The sequence below is a fragment of the Enterobacter sp. 3U4 genome, from assembly GCF_057224565.1.
Map to the genome: position 1 here is coordinate 1,311,024 of NZ_CP136665.1, position 24,020 is coordinate 1,335,043.

Sequence of the window (24,020 nt, forward strand, 5' to 3'; positions counted from 1 at the left end):
GCAGCCTTTTTTATTATTCGCGCCAGAGAATATGGCACAGCTTATGGTCTTTCTCTCGACAGAGCAGGACGCGGGCGAAAATATCGTTAATCTCGCCGCCGTCTTCATCGGCCAGCCCGATGACCACTTCGGCAAAGAAGTCAGGATTCAGATCGAAATCCACATGCTCAGCCCAGTCTTCTGAAGGGTCGAACAGTTCGGCACCGCCGCGCTCTTCGAACTGCAGATTAAAGAGGATCACGTCTGCGGGATCGAGGTTATCAACCGCCAGTTCGAGAAAAATGTCATAGGCCTGCTCGAGCGTTTCGTCTTCGGTCAGGCGATTGTTCAGATCCATTTCCATGATGACTACCTGTTTAACATCGTTGGGCACGTTTTACAGCAACGGACTAAAGAAGTAAAACAGTCGTTCGGCAATTCTCTGCCACAATGGACGTTTTACCCACAGTCTGGCATCCAGCAGCCGCGAGCGGGAGATATAATCATCCTGCACCGCCGCGAGATCGCCGCCAAAGCCTGCATCATCAATGACCAACGTGATTTCAAAGTTGAGCCACAGGCTGCGCATATCCAGGTTGACCGTTCCCACCAGGCTCAGTTCACCGTCGACAAGAACGCTCTTGGTGTGGAGTAATCCGCCTTCGAACTGGTAGATCTTCACCCCGGCGGCCAGCAGTTCGCTGAAGAATGCCCGGCTGGCCCAGCCCACCAGAAGGGAGTCATTTTTGCGCGGCAAAATAATGCTCACATCGACGCCGCGCTGCGCCGCGGTACAGATCGCGTGCAGGAGGTCATCGCTGGGGACAAAGTAGGGCGTCGTCATGATCAGGTATTCACGCGCGGAGTACGTCGCCGTCAGCAGCGCCTGATGAATCAAATCCTCCGGGAAGCCGGGCCCGGAAGCAATGGTATGAATGGTGTGACCGCTGGCCTCTTCAAACGGCATAATATTGCCGTCCGGCGGTGGCGGCAGAATGCGTTTGCCGGTTTCTATCTCCCAGTCGCAGGAGTAAACGATGCCCATCGAGGTGGCAATCGGCCCCTCCATTCGCGCCATCAAATCCACCCACTGGCCCACGCCCGAGTCCTGCTTGAAGAAGCGCGGGTCAACCATGTTCATGCTGCCGGTGTAGGCTATATAGTTATCTATCATGATCATTTTGCGATGCTGGCGGAGATCCATCCGGCGCAGAAACACGCGCAGGAGATTGACCTTCAGCGCCTCAACCACTTCGATACCGGCATTGCGCATCATGCCCGCCCAGGGGCTACGGAAAAAAGCCACGCTACCCGCAGAGTCAAGCATCAGGCGGCAGTGAATGCCGCGTCGCGCCGCGGCCATCAGCGATTCAGCGACCTGGTCAGCCATTCCGCCGGGCTGCCAGATATAAAAAACCATCTCGATATTATGACGCGCCAGCTGAATATCGCGAATTAACGCCTGCATGACGTCGTCGGACGAGGTCAGCAGCTGAAGTTGATTGCCCTTAACGCCACCAATCCCCTGACGGCGCTCGCACAGCTTAAACAGTGACGATGCGACGCTACTGTTCTCCTCGGCGAAGATATGCTTGCAGGCCTTAAGATCGTTCAGCCACTTTGCGGTTGAGGGCCACATGGCGCGGGCCCGCTCGGCGCGGCGTTTACCGAGATGAAGCTCACCGAAAGAGAGATAGGCAATAATTCCCACCAGCGGCAGGATGTAGATGATCAGAAGCCAGGCCATGGCAGAGGGTACGGCTCTGCGCTTCATCAGGATGCGTAATGTCACACCCGCGATTAACAGCCAGTATCCTAAAATGACCAGCCAACTCACCACGGTGTAGAAGGTTGTCATAGTAAAAAAATCCTTTTGAAAGCGTATTGTTATGAGTGTACGCATCAGGATTCATCTGGCAAATAAAAACGCCAGGTAAAAGCGCTGGTTTGCTGCCGGGTTGGGTTTATAATGGCCTTTCTTTTAGAGAAAAAGTGTTAGAGAAAGAGTTGTAGACATGAAGCGCAGTAGAACAGAAGTAGGGCGCTGGCGCATGTTGCGACAGGTGAGTCGTCGCAAGGCTCGTTGGCTGGAAGCACAATCCCGCCGCAATATGCGTATTCACGCCATCAGAAAATGTGGAATGACCCGGCACCGCAACGCGTTGCTGTTCGCAGTCCAGGATATCTGAGTACCATGAGGGCACCGTAATGGTGCCCGCTGATTTTATAGAGTCTGATTTTTAGGAGTAGCGTATTTGCAGCGCTATTCATGCTGTATTGAGCAAAAGGAGGGAGAAGAAGTGTTTGCGGAGTTTGGCGTATTGAATTTCTGGACGTATGTTGTTGGCGCGTTCTTTATCGTGCTGGTACCGGGGCCGAATACCCTGTTTGTGCTCAAAACCGGAATTGGACACGGCGTTAAAAAAGGATATCTTGCCGCGTCAGGCGTATTTATCGGTGATGCGGTACTGATGTTTCTGGCCTGGGCGGGCGTCGCGGCATTAATTCAGACCACGCCGGTACTGTTTAATATCGTGCGCTATCTCGGGGCCTTCTATCTGCTCTGGCTGGGGGGCAAAATGCTCTGGTCGGTGGTGAATCGTCAAAAAAACGCCCATGAGAGCGGCCCCGAACCTGCCAGTATGATCATGAAACGTTCGCTGGTGTTAAGTCTGACCAATCCCAAAGCGATTCTGTTCTACGTATCGTTCTTTGTTCAGTTCATTGACGTGAATGCACAAAGTACCGGCACTTCTTTCCTGATCCTCGCGACGACGCTGGAGTTAATAAGCTTTATGTACATGAGCTTTCTGATCTTCTCTGGTGCGTTTGTGACTCGTTATCTTAAAACGAAAAAGAAACTGGCAAAGCTGGGGAACGGGCTGATAGGGCTACTGTTTGTCGGGTTTGCGGCGAGGCTGGCGTCACTGCATTGATTGATTAGAAGGCCCCTGCTTGAGGACGAAACGCCCATCTCGTTCTGGAAGAGATGGGCGGTAGAGGCTTACAAACGTTCGATCTGCTGTCAACAAGGTCAGCATTACCGTACCGGTAACAGAAGGAGTCGGGTTTACGTTAGAAGGATCTGTTGTGGCTTGAGCGGCACCAATAATGAAAAATGCAGAAAGAAGCCAAACCAAATAGTGACCACTTCATGACAAGATATCCTGCGCTTTTGTGGTGAAATATTCCTGCCTTCTAAAAAAAAGCCCATTCGGTCAGAATGGGCGGGAGTGATTACAGATGTTCAACATCAATGGAGGCCAGTGCATTGATGTTGCCTGACACAGCCTCCTGATTGCTCAATTGCACGAGCTGCAAGCCCAGGATGGTGTCTGCTGTCGCAGCTAGCCGCCCAGTATTCACATTGATAGGGGTGTTGCTGGCGTCAAACAGACCAATTCCCAGACCGCTCGCGGCAGTTGAATCCTTAAGCTGATTAGCCAGGACGGTGCCATCGGCATTATCCGCCGTGCCGCTGATGCGATAAACGAGTTTACCTTCAGCGAGCAACGAGTCACATTGCTGCTGATGGTTAACAGTATTACTTTTAACAGATAGATGAATAATGACAGGATTTGTTGCGTTGTTTCCCTGCTTAATCAACTTGTCTGGGGTTTCGACAATAGAAACAGAGCTCTGGCTCATGTTGACGAAGCAACTATAGCCTGGCGTTACAAGGCCAGAAACAGAGATATTCGCGGCCTGATCCTCCGCGTGGGCGAGTCCCGTACAGGACAACAGCAACCCTGCGCTTAACAGGCTCAATGCATTCTTTTTCATTACATTCTCCTTATAGACGCTCAATCTGCACGGTCATGTCACTCTTGACACTCCCCGTCGTTGCCGTCTGGCCCTTCAATTTGACGAGCGACAAATTGAGGGTAAAGTCGGTAAGCGTGCCGTTGGTGGAAGGCGGGAACATTCCAACGGTAGAGTTAGGGATGATGCGTGTATTATTACTGCCATCCATCAGTTGGACCCCTACACCTGTTGCACCAGAGCTGTCACCCGTTTTGTTCGCCAGTACGGTGCCGTAAGCTTCGTCTGCAGTACCGAGGAACTTAAGGCCAATATTCTTATAACTCTCATTGGCATCGCAGTTATCACCCCCGAGGCGAATATGAATAACATCGTCTTTTGTGAGTGTTGGATGCGTATTGTCCTGTTCAGGCAGCCGAGTGGTTTCAGCGCTAAGCTGAACGACATATTTGCTCATCAATACGGTACAGCTAATAGGCTGCTCCTGAAGCTTGCCGTAAATTGAAAGCCCATGTGGAGACGCCGCTGCAGCAGTCACAGATGTTGCCATGAAAAGCGCACAACCTGCGGAGAAAAATAACGCCACTTTTTTCATTGTGGTTGACCCCTTGAGGTTAACTTTACTTGAATAATATTTATGGTGAGGGTTTGAAGACTCGCAACATCCCAGATGTGATATGAAAAATATGGATCTGTCATCTGGGAGGAGGATAAATAGATGTTATGAGGCTTTTTATACATACACCATAAAACATAAACCCCCCTCACTTTATGTGAGGGGGGAATAGATTACAGGCGTTCGATCTGGATAGTCAGAGAGCCCTGAACGTTACCTGTTGTGGTTTCTTCAGCATTGGTCATCTTAACCAGGTTTAACCCCAAATAAGTAATACCCTCATGTGCAACAACAGTTTGTGAGTTGATATTGATAGGTTTTCCCATTACGTCAAAAAGACCGATAGCGACACCCGTTGCGGCCCCTTCACCTGTAGCGGTGTTTGCCAGGGACATGCCCACGCTGCCATCAGCGGCGCCTTTAAATACGTAAGCAATTTTACCTTGCTGAACCTGGTCGCTACAGGTGTCACCAACAACGGTCAGATCAACAGTAGTCAAATCGTTTGCTGTTTGAATTGATTGCTGATCTTTTAATTTGGTCACGTCGGTATTCAGAACCACGTTGTTAACGCTTGTATTTACTGCGCAGCCGGATTCAGCTGGGGTTACGGTACCCACCACAGACAGCGTCGCGCTGACATCGTAAGGGCTAACTGCAGCCTGAGCAGCACCAACCATGAAGAATGCAGAAACCGCTAAACCTAAAATTGACTTTTTCATCACAAAATATCCTTATATTTAAATTGAAAATAGGCGAAAGATTCTTACCTGAACAGGCAAAAATTCTTTCCATATTTTCTGAACCACAAACGTTAAAGGTAATTAATTCTTAGCGTAATTTGTGCTTTTACATTTCCTCCTGTTATTTCTTCATTCGTCTTTGCATAGCGCGTTGTTAATGGAAGGGCCATACCATTTTCTTCCTGGTTGAGAGTAATGTCTATTGGGCGACCCGGGTATAGTATGCTGTTGTTATAAAGCATCTCAATACCGACCCCTGACGCTGGGTTATCGGTGGTAACATTCTTAAAAATGCTGCTCTTATTATCGGAAGGTAAACCCTCGACGGTAAGGCTGGCTTTACGTGTGTTTAAACATTTCAAATTGACGTTAATAGGGTAAGCCGTATTTTCTGCATTGTTTGCCAAATCCTTAGCGTTAATCGCAGGTAATTCAATCTGTGGCTGCGCCAGTAAAATATCGCAATGTGCAGGATCCATTAATAACGTCAACTGCAAATTCACGACCAGCTTGTTATCTGTTGTATTGAGAAACGAAGGCAGCCGGAAAGTGGCCGTGCCACCTGATATATCCCCGGTCTTAATTGTCTCAAGACGTAATTTCAGTTCATCGGTGGTGACTGATGTTTGGGACAGATCGTACAGTGATGCATTAAACGGTAAAACCCATTCTTTATGCTTACCGGAGTGGTTGTCATAGATAGCGGTCATTCGTATACCGATTCCCGGCAACGAAGTTGCAAACGTATTGAAACCGCTCTGAGATGCCATAATTCGTCCGTTCAATGCCTGACTTAATTTCTCCATACAGTCCCCTGAAATGGGGCGATGAACTCCGGTCAGTTGAGCTAAAGACGCTTCCTTAACATAAAGAGTCGTACCTGTCGGTGCCGTCGCTGCTCGCACTGGCAATGTGGCGATGACGGGGATCGTCAAGTTCAAAGGGTCAGTGCTATCTGACTTTATGCATTCCTTGGCGTTGGCCTGATATGCCAGGCAATACAAACCCATGCTTAACGAGACCAGTTTAAGTAAGCGAATCGGCATCTTCAGTTCCTTATTTACACTCGACAGGTAAAACGACCATCCGGGATATGGTTTTATCTTGGTCTGGTAGTTTGAACGGTGTTGAGCAATGCGCCTGTTCACCCCAGCTAAACTTGACCACGCCCTCCTCTGGCGCAGCATTCAAATAGACCTGGCCTTCATCTCCGACGTACCAGACATCGCTTATGCCATCAATGCGGGCCCGTGCACCGAAGGGCAGGAAGCTACCGTTATGTTTAACTTCCATGACAACTTTACGTCCGCTGATAGCGTCAAATTTGGCCAATACGACCGCATCTTTAGTGGGTATAACCTCCGCAGAGGTGCTGACAAAATCGACATCCTTATTCGCGCGGGGATCCACCTGCAATGTATTGCGGTGGTAGGATTGCAGGTCCGTAGCAATGGCATAGCCTCTTGAATTTGTTACTACATTTCTACTGCTCTGCATACTTACATCTTTAACGTCTGGGATAGCGACGAGCGCCTGGCTGCCGTTACTAAAACGTCCAAATGTCACGCCGTGCTGGTGAGCGATCAGACTTCCTGAAGCATTCCAACTTAGGTACTGATGCTCATCCGTAGTGAGTGTTGCATTCAGGTCCCCATAGTTTCCTTGATAATCAAGACCAGCCGATCCGCTTTTAGTATCACTTTGGCCATACGACACTTGCGTATTCCAGTTTAAATCCTGGTTATCGCCGACTTTCCCGGTAATCCCTACTTGATTTGAAAGATCGCCTTTCAATCCAGAAGTGGCGGTATAGTTCAACATCGGTTGAGCAGACGGATAAAAACTGCTCAGCGGCACGGATAATGTTAAGGCCAATTGCTTGTCCCACGCAGAGGTACCTTCATTTTTCACCATATTCCACATCAACGAAAAACTGACGATGTTGATTGAGCTATTCCAGCCTAATTGGAGTGAGCGGGAGACGGAGTTATCCACATTCTGGATACGGCTCAGTGTGGTGTAAAAGCTGTTATCACTGTTTAGCGCCTGATTAATGGTCAGGTTAAATTCACGACGTTCACGTGCATCATCTGTGAACGAATCGGCGTCAGCCCAATTACTGAATGACTGATAATCTCGCCAGTAATAGCGGCTATCCAGCTGAGCCTGTGTATTCGTTTCCGGGATACTGTTGTGATACGTCAGGCGTAGCATTCTGCCCCTTTCATCAGAGGAGCCTTCATGGCTGCTGTTGCTTCGAGTTGTATCAACCGCAATGCCCCCTAACCGATGAAGATCAACACCAACACCGATGCTTAACGCCTTATAACGTTCCTGTAGCTGAAGACCACCGTAGCCAGTGATATTCAACGGTAATCCCTTAGCCAACAAGGCTTGCATCATTTGAGGATCATGTTCAAGTGATGTTGGATTCGTCAGATAACGGCCTGCAGTCACGTTATATTTTATCTGGCCGTCTCGGAGCAACTGAGGGACACTGGAATAGGCAACCGTCGAGTGTGTTTCGGATCCATCGGCTTCTGTCACGGTGACGTCTAATTTTCCACCGCTCGACACAGAGGCCAGATCGCTAATCACGAACGGGCCTTGCGGCACAGAGCGTTGATAGACAATACGACCATTATCCCGTATCGTGACCTGAGCATTACTCTTTGCTATGCCGCGAATGATCGGAGCAAACCCAGTTAGCTGGTCTGGCACCATATCCTGATCGGAACTTAGCTGTATGCCGCGAATCAACAAGCTGTCAAAGACATCGCCAGAGGTACTGGCATCTCCAACTGTTAGCTCACCTTTCAGAGAACGTAGAGCCGTTTCCACATAATTTGCCGTTGAGTGCCAACCGTCCTCGTTACTGAGTATGGAGTTATTTCGGTAGCGCCAGCGACCAAAGTTGAATCCATTTGTTAAATTAACGAATACGGTATCTGTCGTATCATTATTGCGATCAATATATTGCTGACCGGAGAGTTGATAGTTGTTTAAAAGTGCAGGGATACCATCGTCCCACTCTTCTACCGGAACACCTTGAAGACTTTCATCACGTAGTAATGTTTGTGGAATAGCAATATTCAATTCCAGCTTGGAAAAGTCGAAGTCGACCTTGAGACCAGGAAACAGTGTTTCTGCTGGTGTACAAGTTTCATCCTTGTCGTTGTCTTTCATGCCGGATTCAACGTTGTCCATATCCACGCCTAATTTTTGTAATGTGCTAAATGAGAGGCAAGGAACTAATACCTTATCTTTGTTCTGCTCGAACCGAACGTCATTAATAAGAATAGCTCTTCCATTAACATTAATTTTTACACGGTAAATACCGGGAGGCTGGTGTCCTTGGCTTAACGCACTTGTATCACCAATAGGATTACTTCCATTTACCGATTGCAATAAGCCTGGATCAAAATACTCTCCCGCGAAAGCTACACGGGTGAGTAATAATGATGCAGCGACAGGCGTTAACCACGATGTTCTAAATGAATACATAACGTACTTTTATTTATAAATTCTTAGAATAAGTTTTCGAGGTTACACCAAAATCGTTTAGTGCATCCCATTCAACGACAGCACCGCCATGAATGGAATGCTTAAGATGATAAGTTTTATCAGAGAATGGCGGGATGACAGTGTTGTTATCAACAACTGAAACAGGGATGCTTTCTTTATCGACAACAATTTTGCTCAATACAAGATTGAATGGCGATGTGTTTTTAACTGTTACCGTGTTTCCTGACGCTTTCCAGGTTAGATTTTTTACTGCTTCCCCAGGATCGCCCTTAACACCTGCAGGCCGGAAGAAAAATTTAATACGATTATTGAGAGCCAGAACCATCCGGTTTTCGACTTTTGCTTCTTCATCGTTTAGGGCAGGAACACCTTTAACATCAAGCCATAAAAGCGTTTCTCGATCGGCAGGTAAACCCTGACCCAGATAAACTACCCGGATTACGTTATCACTTTTAGGTGCCAGGCGGAATAACGGAGGCGTTACCACGAATGGCAGTTTTTTGGTAGCACTGCTATCACCTGCATCTAGCCATGACTGCACAAGATATGCACGGTCTTCATTGCTACGAATGGTGACTGAGGCATCACCTTCTTTTTCGTTATAAATTAGACGGTCAGCGTTAAGTGTTAATGTAGCCTGAGCAAAACCAGACATCAAAAACAGAGAAAAAAGTGAAGCTAAAGCAGAGTGTTTCATCTCAATTCCATATGAGCTAGATATAATAGAGTATGTGCCGCGTCTGGCTGGTATTCAAAGGAACTACAGTCGATCGACTTCCAGCGTCATTGCAGATTCAACATTTCCTGGCGTCAGGGATGTATTAACCAGCCTTACCATGCCGACGTAAAATCTGAACGTATCGCCGCTATAAACTAATCTTGTGCTTGTGTTAGGGTTAATCGCAGTATGATCGTTGTAGCCGTAAACTGAAACTGCAACACCCGTCGCTGCATTCTGGCCTTGGGCCGTGTTTAAAAAGGAATTTCCTGCCGTCTGGTCAGCGGGGCCCATAAATTTAAGTCCAATAAAGGCGCCATTATTACTTGTACAGTTATCTCCCTCAAGACGGGCGATGTTTTCATTGGATGATGTCTTTTGGTTGAAGATACCCTGCAGAGGTAAGGTGTTAATATCCCAACTACCTAACTCCATGGCTGATTTATCAAGACTAACATTGCATCCGTTGGTGGATGATTCAACTGTACCTGAAACAGCAAGTGTTGCTGCTACATCATCAGGTTCTGCTTTTGCTATACCGACGAGCAAAAGACTATTAAAAGCAGAAACAACGACTGACTTTTTCATGGTTTTGATATCCAAATAATCAATATTACTAATAAGTAACGTCAATTAATATAAAGCCAACATTTGGTTGTGTTATCGTTATTTTAACGTTATACGAATCAGTCCTTTAACCTTCAGGAAAAAGAATAGGGAAGTTAATCGAATTGCTCCATTTTATTGTAGTCCAATATGGGACAATAAAATTTGCAAATATTTTATGGGAAGCAGGATGGCCACTAAAAGGGCAGTGAAATGTTAATAACCCTCGTCTGGTATATCCAGGTTGAACAGTGTTAATTATGTTTCTTACAATTTGTTTCTTTCTGAAATGATATATTAAAAAATAAATGTCATTGGGAAAAATAAAAGCACTTATGCATTAGACTATTTTTAGTTTCCGGTATCAAGAGCTTTATGAGAGCTAGAGCCGTTAAACATCACAGTTAATTACCCGATCGCGTAATAAGTCGACAACTTACATTCCGCATTATCAGTTTGCCTTGTGCCGAACAATCCGCCCGGACCACGGATTTCCAGATCCTTCTTTGCAATCACGAAGCCATCATTGTTGTCGCGCAATACTTGCAGACGATTTAACGCAGTTTTTGACAGCGGCGATTTATAGTGAAGCGTACACTGTGAGGCGAAGGTCCGTGCCCAACACTGCCGTGAAGCTGAGCAAATGCCAGACGTTCCGGGTTTTGATAATCATCAGGCACAAGGCTACTGGGGGAGTCATTTCAATTCTGTTTGACAATCTCTCATTATTTAGTTGTATAGTACAACTAAATAATGAGGACACAACATGCACAGCGAAACCCCGGTAGTCAGTGTTATTCGACGTTCCTCGCGCCTCATGGTGCGAGAGTTAGGTTTTATGGGTTCTACCCTGGCCTCAACGAATTACTCGCCTTCGGCCGTCCATACACTGGTCGAAATTGCTCTACGTAAGGAGATGACGGCGAGCCAGCTGGTGCAACTGCTGGGTCTGGAAAAGTCCAGCGTCAGCCGGATGCTGGCGCGCCTGATCGCCGCAGGCGAACTCGAGGAAGTCATTTCTACTGAGGATGCGAGAGCAAAGAGCCTCAGGCTGACCGCGAAAGGTCACGAGACGGTCAGCAAAATTAATGCCTTCAGCAATGAGCGCGTGGTTACAGCAATAAAGCGTCTTGCTCCTGCCCAGCAGCAGACCATCTCTGAGGGGCTCTCCCTTTATGCCAACGCGCTGCTGGCATGTCGTGAAACGGGCAACGATATGCACCCCGACGAGCTGAAGATAGTGCAGGGGTATATACCCGGCATGATTGGCCGTATCGCGGAGATGCATGGCAGCTATTATTCGCGGGAGCATAACTTTGGTCGCTTCTTCGAGGCCAAAGTGGCTTCAGGGCTTGCCGAGTTTAGTGAAAGACTGGAGAAGCCCTGTAACCAGATTTGGCTGGCAGTACTCAACGACAAAATTGTCGGCTCGGTGGCGATAGATGGCGAGGATCTGGCGCCGGGTGAAGCCCATCTTCGCTGGTTTATTCTTGATGATGGCTGCCGGGGACATGGCGTGGGGAAAAAACTTCTGAATGAAGCGATGCGGTTTTGCGACAGTGCCGGTTTTTCATTCGTGCATCTCTGGACATTCAATAAGCTGACCGCCGCCCGGTGTCTGTACGAGTCGTTTGGGTTTACGCTGGTAAAGGAGTGGGAAGGCGACCAGTGGGGGAGCCTTATTACAGAGCAGCAGTTTACCCGGTACAGAGGCGCGTAATCGCCGCCATAAAAAAGGCTCCTTTCGGAGCCTTTTTAAGAGATTAGAACAAATTACCTACAGTCGTTGAGAATGGTACATAATTCGTTCAAGTTATAATTTTCTTTGTTTATAAACACATCTAATGGGATTTCAGGTTTCCCTAAAATGAATTTTGTATCGCTCATAGTATAAGTGCCTATTATTTGCTGTCTGGATGCCAACTGAGTAGCCGCATCAGATCGCAATAATTCATTGATTGATGGTCTGGTTTCATAAGGGATACAAAAAATAGACTCATTCGAAGCAATGATGAGAGGCGAATTGTCTTTGTCAATCAAATTTTTTACTGTGTTAATATCAACGGGAACATTATTGCATGTATTAAAATTGACCAAGAGTTTTAGCTTTTTACTTTCTCCTTCCAGCTTATAAAAATTAACTCCATGGGGCATGATTTGCTCCTGGAAATTATCATTAATTCCTGTCTGGACATTAAGTGGTCCAGACGAAATGCCGATAAGTTTCTCAGTAAATAAAGGAGATGCAACGTTGATTTCTTTGCGATTGTAAAGACCTGCTTCATTTATTTGGTACTGAACAGTACTATTACGTGTTAACTCATAACCACATAAGCCTTTTTTATTGTTGGATGTTATTGAGCAATCATTTATATAAAAAAGAATATTATCCTCCGCAGTTATTTTTTGCGCATTTAAGGCAAAGGCTTCAAAATAAATGTTTTTGATATTTTTATTCTTGTCAGCGGAGCCGAAGAGAGGCCATTTATATTCTTGTTGACCAATTGTCAGTGTGCCATCTTTGAATGAGAATTTGTCATTCAGGGAAGGGTAATTCCATAGTGAAGACGAAAAACCTAGATAATCGCTGATATTTTTAGATGTTTCCCATGATTGTAATATCTGGCTTTTCTCATTGCGAAGTAAACTGTGACCAAATCCAAAATCAGGTTTATCAGCCTAAGAGATATCAAGTATAGTCGGCCAGACATCCAATAATGTTCCTGGTTTGGCGATTTTAGCGGGTTTGATACCTTTTTTAATAACAATAAAGTTGTTTCTACGCTTATCCTGAATGCTGTCAAGTTCTTTACTGGCTGCGTTAGCCATCATCAAATGGTCTGACACAAGAACAATGATTGTATTGTCAAAATGGTCTGAATTGATGATTTTTTTTATAAATGTACTTACAAGATAATCAGAGCAACTCGCTGATTTAAGCATCGGATTATTGATGGTGGCATTAATATGTCCATCACAAGCAGATAAATAGGTGCCTGCTGGGGGGTGAGTGTTGACGGTTAAGAATGAGAGCAGGAAATTACTTTTTGTGGCTGATAATTTCTCAAATTCATTATATACATGGTCAATGAGCGAATCATCATGAACACCCCATCCACTTATTTTATTTTCATCTACAACATGATGGTTAAGTAAATATTGTTTATCATGTTGATAAAGCCAGCCATGTTGAGAAAAAAACTTATCCCCTCCAGCAAACTCTTTATCACTCCCACGTATAAATTCAGTAGTGTACCCACTATTTTTCAAATGCGTGGCAATACAGTCGGCTCCAGTCAGGAAATGAGACATATTATTCGCTGAATTTCCCTGCGGGAGAACTAATGGGACAGCACATTGCGTATTGACTATACCTGCCATTGTCCATCCCATACCAGGAATTTGTTGTATGTCCGTAAATTCAAGGTATTGATCTGCGAGCTTACTTATGTTTGGAATATAATTAATACCATCAATGTTTCTCAGTGAACGCTCAAGGCTCTCAGCATATATAAAGACATAATTATACTTTCTTTTCATGTCGTAATTAATGCTATTATATTGCTTAGCCACTTCCATCCCATTCCCATATGATAGATTTTGAAGAGAGTTATATATGTTTTGGGTTGCGTTCGACTTAAAAATAAAAAGTGAAACAAATAAGGCGTATAATAAGGTAAATAATGGGGTGTTGCGTCGCGGTAGTTTGCTTTGGCATTTGAATGAAATAAATAATATTGCTATTGATATTGAAATAAAAATAGTGGCCACAAAAATCTTAGGCAATATATCATCGATAGATGTTCCATGAATATTGCTTTTCAGGTGATAGTAAACTGCATCATTTACACCATTCCCGGTAAACATATCTGATATGAACCAAAAAGAAAATGTAAGCAATGCAATAACCACAATAATTGATTTAATTCTGATAAATGCAGAATTAGAAAAACAAACGACCAGCAATAATACTAAGAAGATATAATCCATAACGCAACTTTCTAAGTAAAAGAGATGGGGGGGATTATATCTTTTTTCATTCAAAAAGGTAGTAGGGCAATGCAATGTTAGTTTGCCGCCCTACATTTACATTACTGATTTAAAAAACTTTCTTGTACGGTCTGACCGTCACTTTTGCATACACACCCGCTGCAACGTACGGGTCTGCATCAGCCCAGGCCTGAGCGGCTTCCTGGGATTCAAATTCAGCAATAACCGTGGAGCCGGCAAAACCGGCAGCACCCGGATCGTTGCTGTCTACTGCAGGCATAGGGCCAGCGGTCAGTAATCGGCCTTCATCCTGAAGCAACTGCAAGCGTGCCAGATGCGCAGGGCGCACAGACTGGCGTTTATCGAGCGAATCAGCAACATCTTCAGAGTAAATCACGTAAAACACGGCGAAGCTCCTTAACCGGTAAAAGTGTCAGTTACGTTATGTGAAAGGGCAATCGACTGCAATGTAAAATAAAAACAATGTTAATACCCTGATCTGAATGCGCCTTTTTTGGCCTCTCAGGCGCTAAAGTTGCGCCAGAGCAAAGTGTCTTATTGAATATGATTGCTATTTGCATTTAAAATCAGGGTTCGGTTTTTTAACGTTGATGACTATGACTTCGATGACCCTTGATTTACCTCGCCGCTTTCCCTGGCCGACGCTGCTTTCTGTCGTGATTCACGGTGCCGTTGTGGCGGGTCTGCTGTATACCTCGGTTCATCAGGTTATTGAAATGCCCGCGCCCGCGCAGCCGATTTCCGTGACGATGGTATCGCCAGCGGATCTTGAACCGCCGCAGGTTGCCCCTCCGCCGCCACAGCCGGTGGCTGAACCGGAGCCAGAACCCGAACCCGTTCCGGAGCCACCGAAGGAAGCCCCGGTGGTGATTCACAAACCTGAACCGAAGCCAAAACCTAAGCCGAAGCCAAAGCCGGTGAAGAAGGTTGAGGAGCGTCCGAAACGCGAGGAACGTCCGGTTGAACCGCGCGCGACCCAGCCGGTCGAAAATGCAGCGCCTTCACGTCCGGTGATGAACAATACGGCAACGACGTCAAAGCCAACGGTTACCGCGCCAGCGGGCCCGCGAGCCGTAAGCCGCAATCAGCCTCAGTATCCGGCGCGAGCTCAGGCCTTGCGTATTGAAGGCCGTGTACGGGTGAAATTTGATGTCACTGCGGATGGCCGCGTGGATAACGTGGAAATCTTATCTGCGCAACCTTCTAATATGTTTGAGCGCGAAGTGAAATCTGCCATGCGCAGATGGCGCTATGAGCCAGGCAAGCCGGGTAGCGGATTGATCGTCAATATTGTTTTCCGCCTGAACGGCGGGGCGCAGATGGAATAAAAAAAGCCTCCGAAAGGAGGCTTTTTTTTGCCTGTCGATCAGGCTTGTGGAAGTTGACGAGGTTTACCCTCGCTGTCCACGGCGACATAAATAAACAGCGCTTCAGTGGCCTTATAACGTTGCCCAATCGGCTCAGAAGAGACTTTCTTCACCCAGACTTCGATGTTGATGGAAATGGAGGTATTACCGCGTTTCACGCAGCGCGCGTAGCAGCAAACCACATCACCCACCGCAACCGGGCGCAGGAAGGTCATGCCGTCCACTCTCACGGTGACCACGCGCCCGTGGGCAATCTCTTTTGCCAGAATTGCGCCGCCCATATCCATCTGCGACATCAGCCAGCCGCCAAAAATATCGCCATTGGCATTGGTGTCAGCGGGCATTGCCAGTGTGCGTAAAACCAGTTCGCCCTGAGGGGCGTTAGTTGTTGTCATTGTTTTAACTCGTAACGGAAGACTTCAGGCGGGATGCTACTATGATTCGCGTGCGGAGAGAATAGACCAGAACGCCCGTCGTTGACGTTCTGGTCAGTCAGTAATCAGTGGTTGTCGTCCTGCGGCATATGACGATAGATGTATACACCGCTTAACAGCGTGAAGATAAGCGTCAGCGCAGTCAGACCAAAGACCTTAAAGTTGACCCAGATATCCTGCGGCAGCCAGAAGGCGATATAGATATTAGCGAGACCGCAAAGAATAAAGAAGATTGCCCAGGCTGTATTCAGACGCGACCAGACTACCTGCGGCAGCGTGAGTTCTTTACCTAACATGCTCTGGATAAGGGGCTTTTTCATGAACCATTGGCTGAACAGTAATGCTGCTGCAAACAATGCATAAATAACAGTCACCTTCCACTTAATAAATTCAACATCATGCAAGGCAATGGTCAATCCACCGAACACCGCCACTAGGATGAACGTAATAAGCGCCATTTTTTCGACTTTGCGATAGCGAATCCAGCTATAGATCAGCACAACGGCGGTCACAACGATTAATGCTTTTGTTGCAGCAAAAATGTCGTACAACTTATAGACAGCGAAAAACACCGCGAGCGGTAAAAAATCAAGAAACTGCTTCATTCTGTGATTCCATCTTCTAGGCGGGGCGGGAGACACCGATGCCCCCCGCCTCGGGATTACTGACGAATTAACATATACAGGCGGAACAGATAGACGAGCAGTACCGCTGAAATGAGATTGCTCAGCGTATTCGCCACCACGGCGCCAACATTAGGCGTTAAAACCGCAAAATTCGGCGCAAACAATAACAGCAGCGTTTTGGCCAGCAGCCAGCCGATCACGGCGGGCGCCACCAGACGCATATTAGCCCATGTCAGTCTGATGCTGCTGCGCATCGCGGTAAAAATACCCATCTTATCCTGCACGACCATCACCGGGGCAAATGAGAGCACGATAGCCAGTAATACCCCCGGCACCACGACCAGCATAATCCCCATCTGCACCAGCAGGGTGGTCAAAAAGATCAGGATAAACAGCTTAGGTAAGACCGGCGCGCTGGCACCAATCGCCCGTAAGGCGCTGACCCGGTGACCCGCCGATACCAGCTGAATCATCAGCAAAACGCCGCCCGCCAGAACCGCATTACCAATCAGGCCTGAGAACGTGGACGCGGCAGAAGCGCGCAGCAGAATTTGCTGCTGCTCCGGCGTCATGTTTTGCACCAACTCAAACAACCCCACGCTACCCGCAAGATGGTCGCCCTGGCTCAGGCTGGCAATCTGTTCTTCACTCGGTGAGAACGCATGACCCAGCACCACCGTGATAAAGGCGCAAAGCAACGCGATCAGTAAAAAGGTAATGAACTGATTGCGGAAAAAGTTTCCCGTGTCACGGTAGACAGACTTCGCCGTGATAGACATGCACTCTCCTTGAGTATTGCAGGTGTTAATTAGCCGGCAATTGTACACCGGATGCACCTGCTGTGGCAGCATCAAGGCTTGTATGGAAAAGCATATCTTTGTAAAGCGGCGGTAATCCAACGCGGGCGCGGGCGCGGTTACAGGCTTCGTTGACCTGCCCATCTTCCCCCGACATGGCAAATTCCCGGCACGGGCTGGGGCGATCCTCATAGATGGAACAGCGGGTCGCGACCCCAGGCTCACCCTGTAGCGCCACACAGCGGGCCTGCTTTTGGTTCGTGCCGCTCATGCAGCGCAGAAAGGGTGTTAACGGCTCGGTAAGATGAACCGGAACGGTACCGCCGCCATCGCTGGCTTCGGCCCAGTAGAAAGAGACTCGAAAATACGCACAACAGGCTCCGCACGTCATGCACGGGTTAATATCACTCATGGCACACCTGCAAAAGAAGAACGCATCAAATCAACTTGTGAGAGCGATAAATTATCCAGCCGCCAGAGGAAGAGCAAGAGGGGGAAAAGGGAAAATTTTGTAACCGTGAAATGCCAAAAATTGACATGGAAACAACTTATTGGTTTTGGATGCGTAACAAAAAATTAATCCAGATCAATGAATGTTAAGTTACTGGTTTTAATGTGATCTGTGGCAGATCACTTATTACCCTTTTGTGAGTATATTCTCATCCGCGATTAAAACCACAACGATGGAGCGGATATGAAAAAATTAGCGGTGGCAGCCCTTGTATTAAGCAGTCTCTCTGGCGGCGCGTATGCGCATGAAGCAGGCGAATTCTTTATTCGTGCCGGTTCGGCTACGGTTCGCCCAACTGAAGGATCGGATAACGTGCTGGGAATGGGCGGTTTTAACGTCAGTAATAACACCCAGTTAGGTTTAACCTTTACCTGGATGGCGACGGATAACGTGGGCGTTGAGCTTCTGGCCGCAACGCCGTTCCGTCATCGCGTCGGTTTAGGACCAACCGGTGATATCGCCACGGTCCACCATTTACCGCCAACGCTGATGGCGCAATGGTACTTTGGCGACTCAAGCAGCAAGGTGCGTCCTTATATTGGCGCCGGTGTAAACTACACCACCTTCTTTGATGAGAAATTCAACGATACCGGTAAAGAGGCGGGTCTGACGGACCTCAGCCTGAAAGATTCGTGGGGCATGGCGGGACAGGTCGGTCTGGATTACCTGATTAACCGTGACTGGCTGATCAACGCCTCGGTCTGGTATATGGATATTGATACGGACGTACGCTTCAAGGCGGGCGGCCAGCAGCAAAGTATCAATACTCGCCTGGATCCGTGGGTGTTTATGTTCTCTGCGGGTTATCGTTTCTGATCCCCCGTCAAACTGGCCACAGGGTGGCCAGTTTGCTTTGCTCACATCAAAACGACGGATAAACTGGTCGCTCATCAAGCTTTACGCAGTGCCTCAGGATCGTTTCCCCATCATATAAATAGCTGAAAGCGTCGCTGGACAGGGAATGGAAGAGAATATCGCCGTTGGCAAACGGGATAATTTCAGTATCACCCGCACGTTTATGTCCCGCGCCGGTTTCAAAATGACCGTGCCACCGTTCCTGGGTGTGGTCATAAACGTGAAGAATAACCTCGACAAGTCCTCTTTGCGGACAATTAAGGCGCAGGAAGGTAGAAGAGAAATTCAGGGACAGCGCATGGAAGGGAATCAATAAAGCGAAAACCAGTAAAGCTCGTAAATACATCAAACCGCGAAAACCTCCTTCAAAAGGGAAATGAGATTTTACTTAAGTCAGAAATTACGTTTTTGCCGTGGATCAAGATGTCTTATAATTCAATACGATAAAGGCCTCTGACGAGGCCCTTTACGATCATTTTTGAATCAGATAGCGAATGGTTGGGCCATCCTGCTGGATATCCAGCACCGTATAACCGTGGTTTTTCGCATCCAGCGGTATGTTGTTGATGGACTGCGGGCAGTCGCTGACTACCTCCAGAATTTCACCTTTCTTAAGCTGCGGCAGCGCTTCAAGCGTAGCCACCGCCGGATATGGACAGGGCTCGCCAACCATATCCAGACGATAATCAGGCACAATCTCTTTCATGCTACATTCTCCTGCGTTTCTGTTTTAACGCTCGCACGGCGGAAGAAACGTCTCTCCTGTGCGACGACCAGTAAAAAAGCGACCAACAGCAGGGCGTAGGTGACGAGCAGTCCGCCGAGAGGCCCGAAGGTTTTCAGCAGGTTGACCTTATCCCAGTTGGTGGCCAGGACGGGAGACACGTCATCCCAGTAGTACGCCAGGATCGTCGAGCCAATCACATTTCCCAGACCCACCCACCAGTAGTGCACCTGGCCTTCGACGGCGCGATACATCCAGCCGGTTTCACACCCGCCAGCCAGCACGATCCCGAAGCCGAACAGCAGGCCGCCAATGACCGCGTTAGGACCGGCCCACATGATTTTTGGTTCGACGCCCAGTTGAACATAGCTGAAGATGCCGATGGCGCTGACCGCCATCCCGGCGATAATCGCCTTCGCCATCATCGTGCGCCCGGTGATCCACATATCGCGAAACGCGGAGGTAAAGCAGATCTGCGCGCGTTCAATGAGCAGACCAAAACCCACACCGAACAGCATCGCCAGACCGAGCTTAGGTTGGTTCAGGGCGGTGCAGAGCGCCCATGCCACCATGGCGAAAAAGACCAGCATCCCGAGGCGGAAACGGCGGCGGGCCTGAGAGGGCTTCTGGGTTAACGGAGATGCTGCGCTGACTTTTGTCATTTTCACTGGAATACGAAACAGCGGCAGCAGGGTGAATTTTGCGCCAAAGTAAGAGCCGATGGCCGTGGCGACGGCAAAGAACCAGGCGTGAAGCGAAAACTGCGGGATCCCGGTAAAGAAGGCGGCAAGGTTACACCCCATCGCCAGACGCGCGCCGAATCCGGCAATCATGCCGCCGACAACCGCCTGCACAATGCGGATCCGGCTTTTGGGCATACGCAACTTAACGTTGTTTGCCCACAGCGCGGCAGCGAAGCAGCCGCCGAACATGCCGATGATCATCATCCCGTCAATACGGGTGAGCGGCGTACCGTCGAGGTGGATGAGCTTAAAGTATCCCCACTCTTCGGCGTGCACGCCTGCGAGCTGCAGCAGCTGTCCACCCCAGCGGGTAAACTCGCCGGTCACGGCCCAGAAGGTACCGGTAATGCCAAAATAATAAGTAGAGAGAATGCCTGCCGCGATAACGGCCGGAACGGGTGACCAGAACTTAACCAGGTAAGCCTGTTTGAAGGATTGCCATGACATGAATAAGCCTCTGAACTCAGAAGGATTAAAGATAAAAAAGAGTCCAGATCATACGCTTACATGACTGTTTGAAAAGCCATTCACACCGAAAATATCGAAAGGATCAATTTTAACGTCATCCTTTGTTGATGGCGGGGAATAAAGGCTAACCGTCTGGCAGGGATGCCAGACGGTGGAGGGGGTCAGGCTTTACGCGTCGCCGCCTTCATGGCGGTTACAAACGCCTTCAGCTCGGTCAGCATCTGCTCGGGCTTGTCCACGTTCTTCTCGATGATCTTCACAATCGCAGAGCCGGAAATACCACCCGCAGCCTTCGCGTCAATCGCCGCGGTGACCTGATCCGGAGAGGAGATCCCGAAGCCCTGCAGCGGCGGTGCGGCATGGTACTCGGCCAGCTTTTCCACCAGATGATGCAGCGGCAGGGCCGCTTTATTTTCGGCACCGGTCACGCCTGCGCGGGAGAGCAGGTAGGTGTAACCGCGCCCGTAAGAGGCAATCTGGCGCAGCAGTTCGTCATCAGCGTTCGGTGGGCAGATGAAAATCGGGGCGACATTGTGACGCATCGCAGCCTGGCGGAACGGCGCGGACTCTTCAACCGGCACGTCGGCGACCAGAACGGAGTCGACGCCCACGCGCGCGCACTCGGCGTAAAACTCATCGATACCGCGGTTGAACACCAGGTTGGCGTACATCAGTAGGCCAATCGGAATGGTCGGGTGCTTCTGACGGATCGCCGCCAGCATCTCGAAGCACTGGGTAGGCGTTACGCCTGAGGCAAACGCGCGCAGCGTCGCATTCTGGATGGTCGGGCCATCCGCCAGCGGGTCAGAAAACGGGATCCCCAGCTCCAGCGCGTCGGCACCGGCTTCAATCAGGGTGTCGATGATCTTCAGCGACTGTTCAGGGCCAGGATCGCCAAGGGTGACGAAGGGAACGAACGCGCCTTCCTGGCGGGATTTCAGTTCTGCAAATACGTTATCGTAGCGTTCCATCAGATTTCCCCTCGTGCTTTCAGAATATCGTGGACGGTGAAGATATCTTTGTCACCGCGTCCGGAAAGGTTAACTACCAGCAGCTGCTCTTTTTCCGGATTGTCTTTCATCATTTTCAGCGCATGGGCCAGAGCGTGTGAAGACTCCAGCGCCGGGATGATCCCTTCGCTGCGGCACAGCGTTTTGAACGCTTCCAGCGCTTCGTCATCGGTAATGGAGACATAGTCCGCACGACCGGTGCTGTTCAGATAGGCGTGCTGCGGCCCGACGGACGGGAAGTCGAGGCCGGCAGAGATAGAGTAAGACTCTTCAATCTGGCCTTCATCGGTCTGCATCATCGGGGACTTCATGCCGAAGTAGATCCCTACGCGGCCATGCTTCAGCGGCGCGCCGTGTTCACCCGATTCAATGCCGTGACCCGCAGGCTCGACGCCAATCAGACCCACGCTGGTGTCGTCGATGAAGTCAGCAAACATGCCGATGGCGTTAGATCCACCGCCGACGCAGGCGATCACCGCATCCGGCAGGCGACCCTCTTTTTCGAGGATTTGCGCCTTGGTCTCTTCCCCGATCATGCGCTGGTATTCACGCACGATGGTCGGGAACGGGTGAGGGCCCGCCGCGGTACCGAGCATATAGTGCGCGGTTTCGTAGCTGCCAGACCAGTCGCGCAACGCTTCGTTACAGGCATCCTTCAGCGTCGCGGAGCCGCTGTGCACCGGGATCACTTCCGCACCCATCAGACGCATACGGAAGACGTTCGGAGACTGACGCTCAACGTCTTTCGCCCCCATATAGATGCGGCACTTGAGGCCGAGCAGGGCGCTGGCGAGCGCAGAGGCCACGCCGTGCTGGCCCGCGCCGGTTTCGGCGATGATTTCGGTTTTGCCCATACGCTTGGCGAGCAGCGCCTGGCCCAGCACCTGGTTAGTCTTATGCGCGCCGCCGTGCAGCAGGTCTTCGCGCTTCAGATACAGCGTGGTTTTGGTGCCTTCCGTCAGGTTGCGGCATTTGGTCAGGGCCGTTGGGCGGCCTGCATAGTTTTTCAGCAGGTCGGTAAATTCAGCCTGAAACGCCGGATCCTTCTGCGCGCTGACAAACGCTTCTTCCAGCTGGCGCAGCGCGGGCATCAGGATTTGCGGGACGTACATCCCGCCGAACTCGCCAAAATACGGGTTAAGTAATGTCGTCATCTTCTCTTCCTTAATATGCACGCAGAGTTTTAAAAACCGAGGCCAGTTTGCTGGCATCTTTAATACCCGGCTGAGACTCTACGCCTGAATTGAAATCGAGGCCTGCGCAGCCGGTTTTCGCGGCTTCTACACAGTTGTCCGGGCTTAATCCGCCCGCCAGCAGGACGTTGTCCAGCTTTTCGCCGTTCAGCAGAGACCAGTCAAAACGCTGGCCGGTTCCGCCCTGGCCGTTATCGAGGACGTATTTATCCACGTGGTTCAGGTTACGCGGGGGTAACGTATCGTCAACGCGTTGCGCTTTCCAGATCTGTACCTGCGGTGCCAGCGTGGCGCGCAGGGCATCGATATAGGCCTGATCTTCTTCGCCGTGAAGCTGCACCGCGCTAAGGGATAACGCGTCGGCTTTTTCAACCACCTCTGCGATATCCGTATTGCGGAACACGCCAACATAGCTGAGTGGTGCTGCGGCGATGACCTTACGCGCCAGCTCTTCGCTCACCGCGCGAGGAGACGAATCCACAAAAATCAGCCCGCCATAAATCGCTCCGGCTTCATATGCGGTCTGGGCGTCCTGTTCGCGGGTTAAGCCGCAGACTTTGTTTTCACCCAGCAGCACGCGGCGTACTGCCGCATTGAGATCGTCATGTTCCATCATGGCGGAGCCAATCAGGAAACCGTTGGCGAAGTGGCTGAGCTCTCGCACCTGAGCGTAGCTGTTAATGCCGGATTCGCTGATCACCGTGACGCCAGCGCCCAGACGCGGCGCCAGCTGGCGCGTGCGGTTCAGGTCAATAGACAGGTCACGCAGATCGCGGTTGTTGATGCCAACCACTTTGGCTTCCAGCGCAATCGCGCGTTCCAGCTCCTCTTCGTTACTTACTTCGGTCAGTACGCCCATGTTCAGGCTGTGCGCGACGGCAGAGAGCTGGCGGTACTGCTCGTCGTCAAGCACCGAGAGCATCAGCAGGCAGGCGTCGGCCTGGTAAAAGCGCGCCAGCCAGATCTGATACGGGTCGATAATGAAGTCTTTGCACAGGATCGGCTGCGGCGCGATGCCGCTGACGATCGGCAGAAAATCGAAGCTGCCCTGAAAATATTTCTCATCCGTCAGCACGGAGATGGCGGACGCATGATGCTTATAAATGCCGGCAATACGTGCCGGGTCGAAATCGTCACGAATAACGCCTTTAGACGGGGACGCTTTTTTGCACTCAAGAATAAACGCGGTGCGCGCACCCTGCAGGGCATCATAGAAACGACGGCTGCTCGGGACGACGTCATTCTGGAAACTGGCAAGCGGCTGCTGTTGCTTGCGGGCTTCCACCCAGATGGCCTTATCGGCAACGATTTTCGCTAAAACGGTCTGCATTC

At 49.5% G+C, this 24,020-nt stretch carries 27 protein-coding genes and 1 pseudogene; 5 read left to right on the forward strand and 23 right to left on the reverse strand.

The genetic code is table 11. From position 1 onward, the window contains the following. Positions 1-13: 13 nt before the first annotated feature. Positions 14-343: an HI1450 family dsDNA-mimic protein gene (locus RVY89_RS06165; RefSeq protein ID WP_006810881.1), complete on the reverse strand. Its 330-nt coding sequence runs from the start codon at positions 341-343 to the stop codon at positions 14-16. A gap of 33 nt (positions 344-376) precedes the next feature. Next, entirely contained in the window at positions 377-1,837 is a 1,461-nt protein-coding gene (gene cls / locus RVY89_RS06170; protein ID WP_008502791.1) for a cardiolipin synthase, read from the reverse strand. 157 nt (positions 1,838-1,994) lie between these two features. Between cls and RVY89_RS06175 the strand changes: the two genes are divergently transcribed. Both RVY89_RS06175 and leuE read left to right on the forward strand, forming a co-directional pair. Then, positions 1,995-2,168, forward strand: a complete 174-nt coding sequence (locus RVY89_RS06175) for a YciY family protein (RefSeq protein ID WP_021240326.1) — start codon at positions 1,995-1,997, stop codon at positions 2,166-2,168. Positions 2,169-2,279: 111 nt separating this feature from the next. Continuing rightward, positions 2,280-2,915: a leucine efflux protein LeuE gene (leuE, locus tag RVY89_RS06180; RefSeq protein ID WP_069719050.1), complete on the forward strand. Its 636-nt coding sequence runs from the start codon at positions 2,280-2,282 to the stop codon at positions 2,913-2,915. Positions 2,916-3,216: 301 nt separating this feature from the next. Here leuE and RVY89_RS06185 read toward each other — a convergent pair whose 3' ends face one another. The 8 genes and pseudogenes from RVY89_RS06185 to RVY89_RS06220 all read right to left on the reverse strand — a co-directional run. Further along, positions 3,217-3,762 (reverse strand): fimbrial protein, encoded by a 546-nt coding sequence (locus RVY89_RS06185; protein ID WP_484827206.1) that lies wholly within the window; start codon positions 3,760-3,762, stop codon positions 3,217-3,219. A gap of 10 nt (positions 3,763-3,772) precedes the next feature. Beyond that, positions 3,773-4,336, reverse strand: a complete 564-nt coding sequence (locus tag RVY89_RS06190) for a fimbrial protein (RefSeq protein ID WP_484827207.1) — start codon at positions 4,334-4,336, stop codon at positions 3,773-3,775. Positions 4,337-4,530: 194 nt separating this feature from the next. Then, complete coding sequence (locus tag RVY89_RS06195; protein ID WP_484827208.1) at positions 4,531-5,079, reverse strand: fimbrial protein; 549 nt, start codon at positions 5,077-5,079, stop codon at positions 4,531-4,533. Between the two features lie 92 nt (positions 5,080-5,171). After that, positions 5,172-6,146, reverse strand: coding sequence for a fimbrial protein (locus RVY89_RS06200; protein WP_484827209.1), 975 nt, complete (start codon positions 6,144-6,146; stop codon positions 5,172-5,174). A 10-nt stretch (positions 6,147-6,156) separates the two neighbouring features. Beyond that, a complete protein-coding gene (locus tag RVY89_RS06205; RefSeq protein WP_484827210.1) occupies positions 6,157-8,604 on the reverse strand; it encodes a fimbria/pilus outer membrane usher protein in 2,448 nt (815 codons plus the stop codon). A gap of 13 nt (positions 8,605-8,617) precedes the next feature. Further along, entirely contained in the window at positions 8,618-9,322 is a 705-nt protein-coding gene (locus RVY89_RS06210; protein WP_484827211.1) for a fimbrial biogenesis chaperone, read from the reverse strand. A 63-nt stretch (positions 9,323-9,385) separates the two neighbouring features. Next, positions 9,386-9,931, reverse strand: coding sequence for a fimbrial protein (locus RVY89_RS06215; protein WP_484827212.1), 546 nt, complete (start codon positions 9,929-9,931; stop codon positions 9,386-9,388). Between the two features lie 424 nt (positions 9,932-10,355). Next, positions 10,356-10,614: pseudogene (locus tag RVY89_RS06220) on the reverse strand (ATP-dependent DNA helicase RecG); the annotation flags it as partial. A 101-nt stretch (positions 10,615-10,715) separates the two neighbouring features. Between RVY89_RS06220 and RVY89_RS06225 the strand changes: the two are divergent. Continuing rightward, a complete protein-coding gene (locus RVY89_RS06225; RefSeq protein WP_484827213.1) occupies positions 10,716-11,669 on the forward strand; it encodes a bifunctional helix-turn-helix transcriptional regulator/GNAT family N-acetyltransferase in 954 nt (317 codons plus the stop codon). A 53-nt stretch (positions 11,670-11,722) separates the two neighbouring features. Here RVY89_RS06225 and RVY89_RS06230 read toward each other — a convergent pair whose 3' ends face one another. From RVY89_RS06230 to RVY89_RS06240, 3 genes are all read right to left on the reverse strand, one after another. After that, positions 11,723-12,103, reverse strand: coding sequence for a hypothetical protein (locus tag RVY89_RS06230; protein WP_484827214.1), 381 nt, complete (start codon positions 12,101-12,103; stop codon positions 11,723-11,725). A gap of 525 nt (positions 12,104-12,628) precedes the next feature. After that, complete coding sequence (locus RVY89_RS06235) at positions 12,629-13,939, reverse strand: phosphoglycerol transferase I (RefSeq protein WP_484827215.1); 1,311 nt, start codon at positions 13,937-13,939, stop codon at positions 12,629-12,631. A 109-nt stretch (positions 13,940-14,048) separates the two neighbouring features. Then, a complete protein-coding gene (locus RVY89_RS06240) occupies positions 14,049-14,345 on the reverse strand; it encodes a YciI family protein (RefSeq protein WP_484827216.1) in 297 nt (98 codons plus the stop codon). A gap of 220 nt (positions 14,346-14,565) precedes the next feature. On the opposite strand from RVY89_RS06240, the gene tonB reads away from it, so the two are divergent. Beyond that, on the forward strand, positions 14,566-15,288 hold the full coding sequence (tonB, locus tag RVY89_RS06245) for a TonB system transport protein TonB (RefSeq protein ID WP_023617069.1): 723 nt from the start codon (positions 14,566-14,568) through the stop codon (positions 15,286-15,288). A 38-nt stretch (positions 15,289-15,326) separates the two neighbouring features. Here tonB and yciA read toward each other — a convergent pair whose 3' ends face one another. The 4 genes from yciA to RVY89_RS06265 all read right to left on the reverse strand — a co-directional run bounded on the left by yciA (position 15,327) and on the right by RVY89_RS06265 (position 17,596). Beyond that, complete coding sequence (yciA, locus tag RVY89_RS06250; protein ID WP_008502796.1) at positions 15,327-15,722, reverse strand: acyl-CoA thioester hydrolase YciA; 396 nt, start codon at positions 15,720-15,722, stop codon at positions 15,327-15,329. 104 nt (positions 15,723-15,826) lie between these two features. Continuing rightward, complete coding sequence (locus tag RVY89_RS06255) at positions 15,827-16,366, reverse strand: septation protein A (RefSeq protein ID WP_028018783.1); 540 nt, start codon at positions 16,364-16,366, stop codon at positions 15,827-15,829. Positions 16,367-16,422: 56 nt separating this feature from the next. Continuing rightward, positions 16,423-17,166, reverse strand: a complete 744-nt coding sequence (locus RVY89_RS06260; protein ID WP_032674936.1) for a YciC family protein — start codon at positions 17,164-17,166, stop codon at positions 16,423-16,425. 25 nt (positions 17,167-17,191) lie between these two features. Then, positions 17,192-17,596: a YkgJ family cysteine cluster protein gene (locus tag RVY89_RS06265; RefSeq protein WP_032674935.1), complete on the reverse strand. Its 405-nt coding sequence runs from the start codon at positions 17,594-17,596 to the stop codon at positions 17,192-17,194. Positions 17,597-17,878: 282 nt separating this feature from the next. Here RVY89_RS06265 and ompW point away from each other — a divergent pair, with 282 nt between their 5' ends. Further along, entirely contained in the window at positions 17,879-18,511 is a 633-nt protein-coding gene (gene ompW, locus RVY89_RS06270; protein ID WP_032674934.1) for an outer membrane protein OmpW, read from the forward strand. Between the two features lie 46 nt (positions 18,512-18,557). On the opposite strand, the gene RVY89_RS06275 is transcribed toward ompW, so the two are convergent. From RVY89_RS06275 to trpCF, 6 genes are all read right to left on the reverse strand, one after another. Next, a complete protein-coding gene (locus RVY89_RS06275) occupies positions 18,558-18,896 on the reverse strand; it encodes a hypothetical protein (protein ID WP_063621876.1) in 339 nt (112 codons plus the stop codon). A 126-nt stretch (positions 18,897-19,022) separates the two neighbouring features. Beyond that, complete coding sequence (gene yedF, locus RVY89_RS06280; RefSeq protein ID WP_003856774.1) at positions 19,023-19,256, reverse strand: sulfurtransferase-like selenium metabolism protein YedF; 234 nt, start codon at positions 19,254-19,256, stop codon at positions 19,023-19,025. After that, positions 19,253-20,464 (reverse strand): selenium metabolism membrane protein YedE/FdhT, encoded by a 1,212-nt coding sequence (yedE, locus tag RVY89_RS06285; RefSeq protein ID WP_262820855.1) that lies wholly within the window; start codon positions 20,462-20,464, stop codon positions 19,253-19,255. Before yedE ends, yedF begins: the two co-directional genes overlap by 4 nt. Before the next feature lie 182 nt (positions 20,465-20,646). Then, on the reverse strand, positions 20,647-21,456 hold the full coding sequence (gene trpA / locus RVY89_RS06290; RefSeq protein ID WP_484827217.1) for a tryptophan synthase subunit alpha: 810 nt from the start codon (positions 21,454-21,456) through the stop codon (positions 20,647-20,649). Next, positions 21,456-22,649 carry a tryptophan synthase subunit beta gene (gene trpB, locus RVY89_RS06295; protein ID WP_484827218.1) on the reverse strand — a complete coding sequence of 398 codons (1,194 nt, stop codon included), beginning with the start codon at positions 22,647-22,649 and terminating at the stop codon, positions 21,456-21,458. Before trpB ends, trpA begins: the two co-directional genes overlap by 1 nt. Before the next feature lie 10 nt (positions 22,650-22,659). Further along, positions 22,660-24,018, reverse strand: a complete 1,359-nt coding sequence (gene trpCF, locus RVY89_RS06300) for a bifunctional indole-3-glycerol-phosphate synthase TrpC/phosphoribosylanthranilate isomerase TrpF (protein WP_484827219.1) — start codon at positions 24,016-24,018, stop codon at positions 22,660-22,662. Positions 24,019-24,020: the final 2 nt, after the last annotated feature.

Excerpts from the sequence above, each read along its gene's own strand:
- RVY89_RS06165 (WP_006810881.1), bottom strand. The coding sequence starts at position 343 with ATGGAAATGGATCTGAACAATCGCCTGACCGAAGACGAAACGCTCGAG.
- cls (WP_008502791.1), bottom strand. The coding sequence starts at position 1,837 with ATGACAACCTTCTACACCGTGGTGAGTTGGCTGGTCATTTTAGGATAC.
- RVY89_RS06175 (WP_021240326.1), top strand. The coding sequence starts at position 1,995 with ATGAAGCGCAGTAGAACAGAAGTAGGGCGCTGGCGCATGTTGCGACAG.
- RVY89_RS06185 (WP_484827206.1), bottom strand. The coding sequence starts at position 3,762 with ATGAAAAAGAATGCATTGAGCCTGTTAAGCGCAGGGTTGCTGTTGTCC.
- RVY89_RS06190 (WP_484827207.1), bottom strand. The coding sequence starts at position 4,336 with ATGAAAAAAGTGGCGTTATTTTTCTCCGCAGGTTGTGCGCTTTTCATG.
- RVY89_RS06195 (WP_484827208.1), bottom strand. The coding sequence starts at position 5,079 with ATGAAAAAGTCAATTTTAGGTTTAGCGGTTTCTGCATTCTTCATGGTT.
- RVY89_RS06200 (WP_484827209.1), bottom strand. The coding sequence starts at position 6,146 with ATGCCGATTCGCTTACTTAAACTGGTCTCGTTAAGCATGGGTTTGTAT.
- RVY89_RS06205 (WP_484827210.1), bottom strand. The coding sequence starts at position 8,604 with ATGTATTCATTTAGAACATCGTGGTTAACGCCTGTCGCTGCATCATTA.
- RVY89_RS06210 (WP_484827211.1), bottom strand. The coding sequence starts at position 9,322 with ATGAAACACTCTGCTTTAGCTTCACTTTTTTCTCTGTTTTTGATGTCT.
- RVY89_RS06215 (WP_484827212.1), bottom strand. The coding sequence starts at position 9,931 with ATGAAAAAGTCAGTCGTTGTTTCTGCTTTTAATAGTCTTTTGCTCGTC.
- RVY89_RS06225 (WP_484827213.1), top strand. The coding sequence starts at position 10,716 with ATGCACAGCGAAACCCCGGTAGTCAGTGTTATTCGACGTTCCTCGCGC.
- RVY89_RS06230 (WP_484827214.1), bottom strand. The coding sequence starts at position 12,103 with ATGCCCCATGGAGTTAATTTTTATAAGCTGGAAGGAGAAAGTAAAAAG.
- RVY89_RS06235 (WP_484827215.1), bottom strand. The coding sequence starts at position 13,939 with ATGGATTATATCTTCTTAGTATTATTGCTGGTCGTTTGTTTTTCTAAT.
- tonB (WP_023617069.1), top strand. The coding sequence starts at position 14,566 with ATGACCCTTGATTTACCTCGCCGCTTTCCCTGGCCGACGCTGCTTTCT.
- yciA (WP_008502796.1), bottom strand. The coding sequence starts at position 15,722 with ATGACAACAACTAACGCCCCTCAGGGCGAACTGGTTTTACGCACACTG.
- RVY89_RS06255 (WP_028018783.1), bottom strand. The coding sequence starts at position 16,366 with ATGAAGCAGTTTCTTGATTTTTTACCGCTCGCGGTGTTTTTCGCTGTC.
- RVY89_RS06260 (WP_032674936.1), bottom strand. The coding sequence starts at position 17,166 with ATGTCTATCACGGCGAAGTCTGTCTACCGTGACACGGGAAACTTTTTC.
- RVY89_RS06265 (WP_032674935.1), bottom strand. The coding sequence starts at position 17,596 with ATGAGTGATATTAACCCGTGCATGACGTGCGGAGCCTGTTGTGCGTAT.
- ompW (WP_032674934.1), top strand. The coding sequence starts at position 17,879 with ATGAAAAAATTAGCGGTGGCAGCCCTTGTATTAAGCAGTCTCTCTGGC.
- RVY89_RS06275 (WP_063621876.1), bottom strand. The coding sequence starts at position 18,896 with ATGTATTTACGAGCTTTACTGGTTTTCGCTTTATTGATTCCCTTCCAT.
- yedF (WP_003856774.1), bottom strand. The coding sequence starts at position 19,256 with ATGAAAGAGATTGTGCCTGATTATCGTCTGGATATGGTTGGCGAGCCC.
- yedE (WP_262820855.1), bottom strand. The coding sequence starts at position 20,464 with ATGTCATGGCAATCCTTCAAACAGGCTTACCTGGTTAAGTTCTGGTCA.
- trpA (WP_484827217.1), bottom strand. The coding sequence starts at position 21,456 with ATGGAACGCTACGATAACGTATTTGCAGAACTGAAATCCCGCCAGGAA.
- trpB (WP_484827218.1), bottom strand. The coding sequence starts at position 22,649 with ATGACGACATTACTTAACCCGTATTTTGGCGAGTTCGGCGGGATGTAC.
- trpCF (WP_484827219.1), bottom strand. The coding sequence starts at position 24,018 with ATGCAGACCGTTTTAGCGAAAATCGTTGCCGATAAGGCCATCTGGGTG.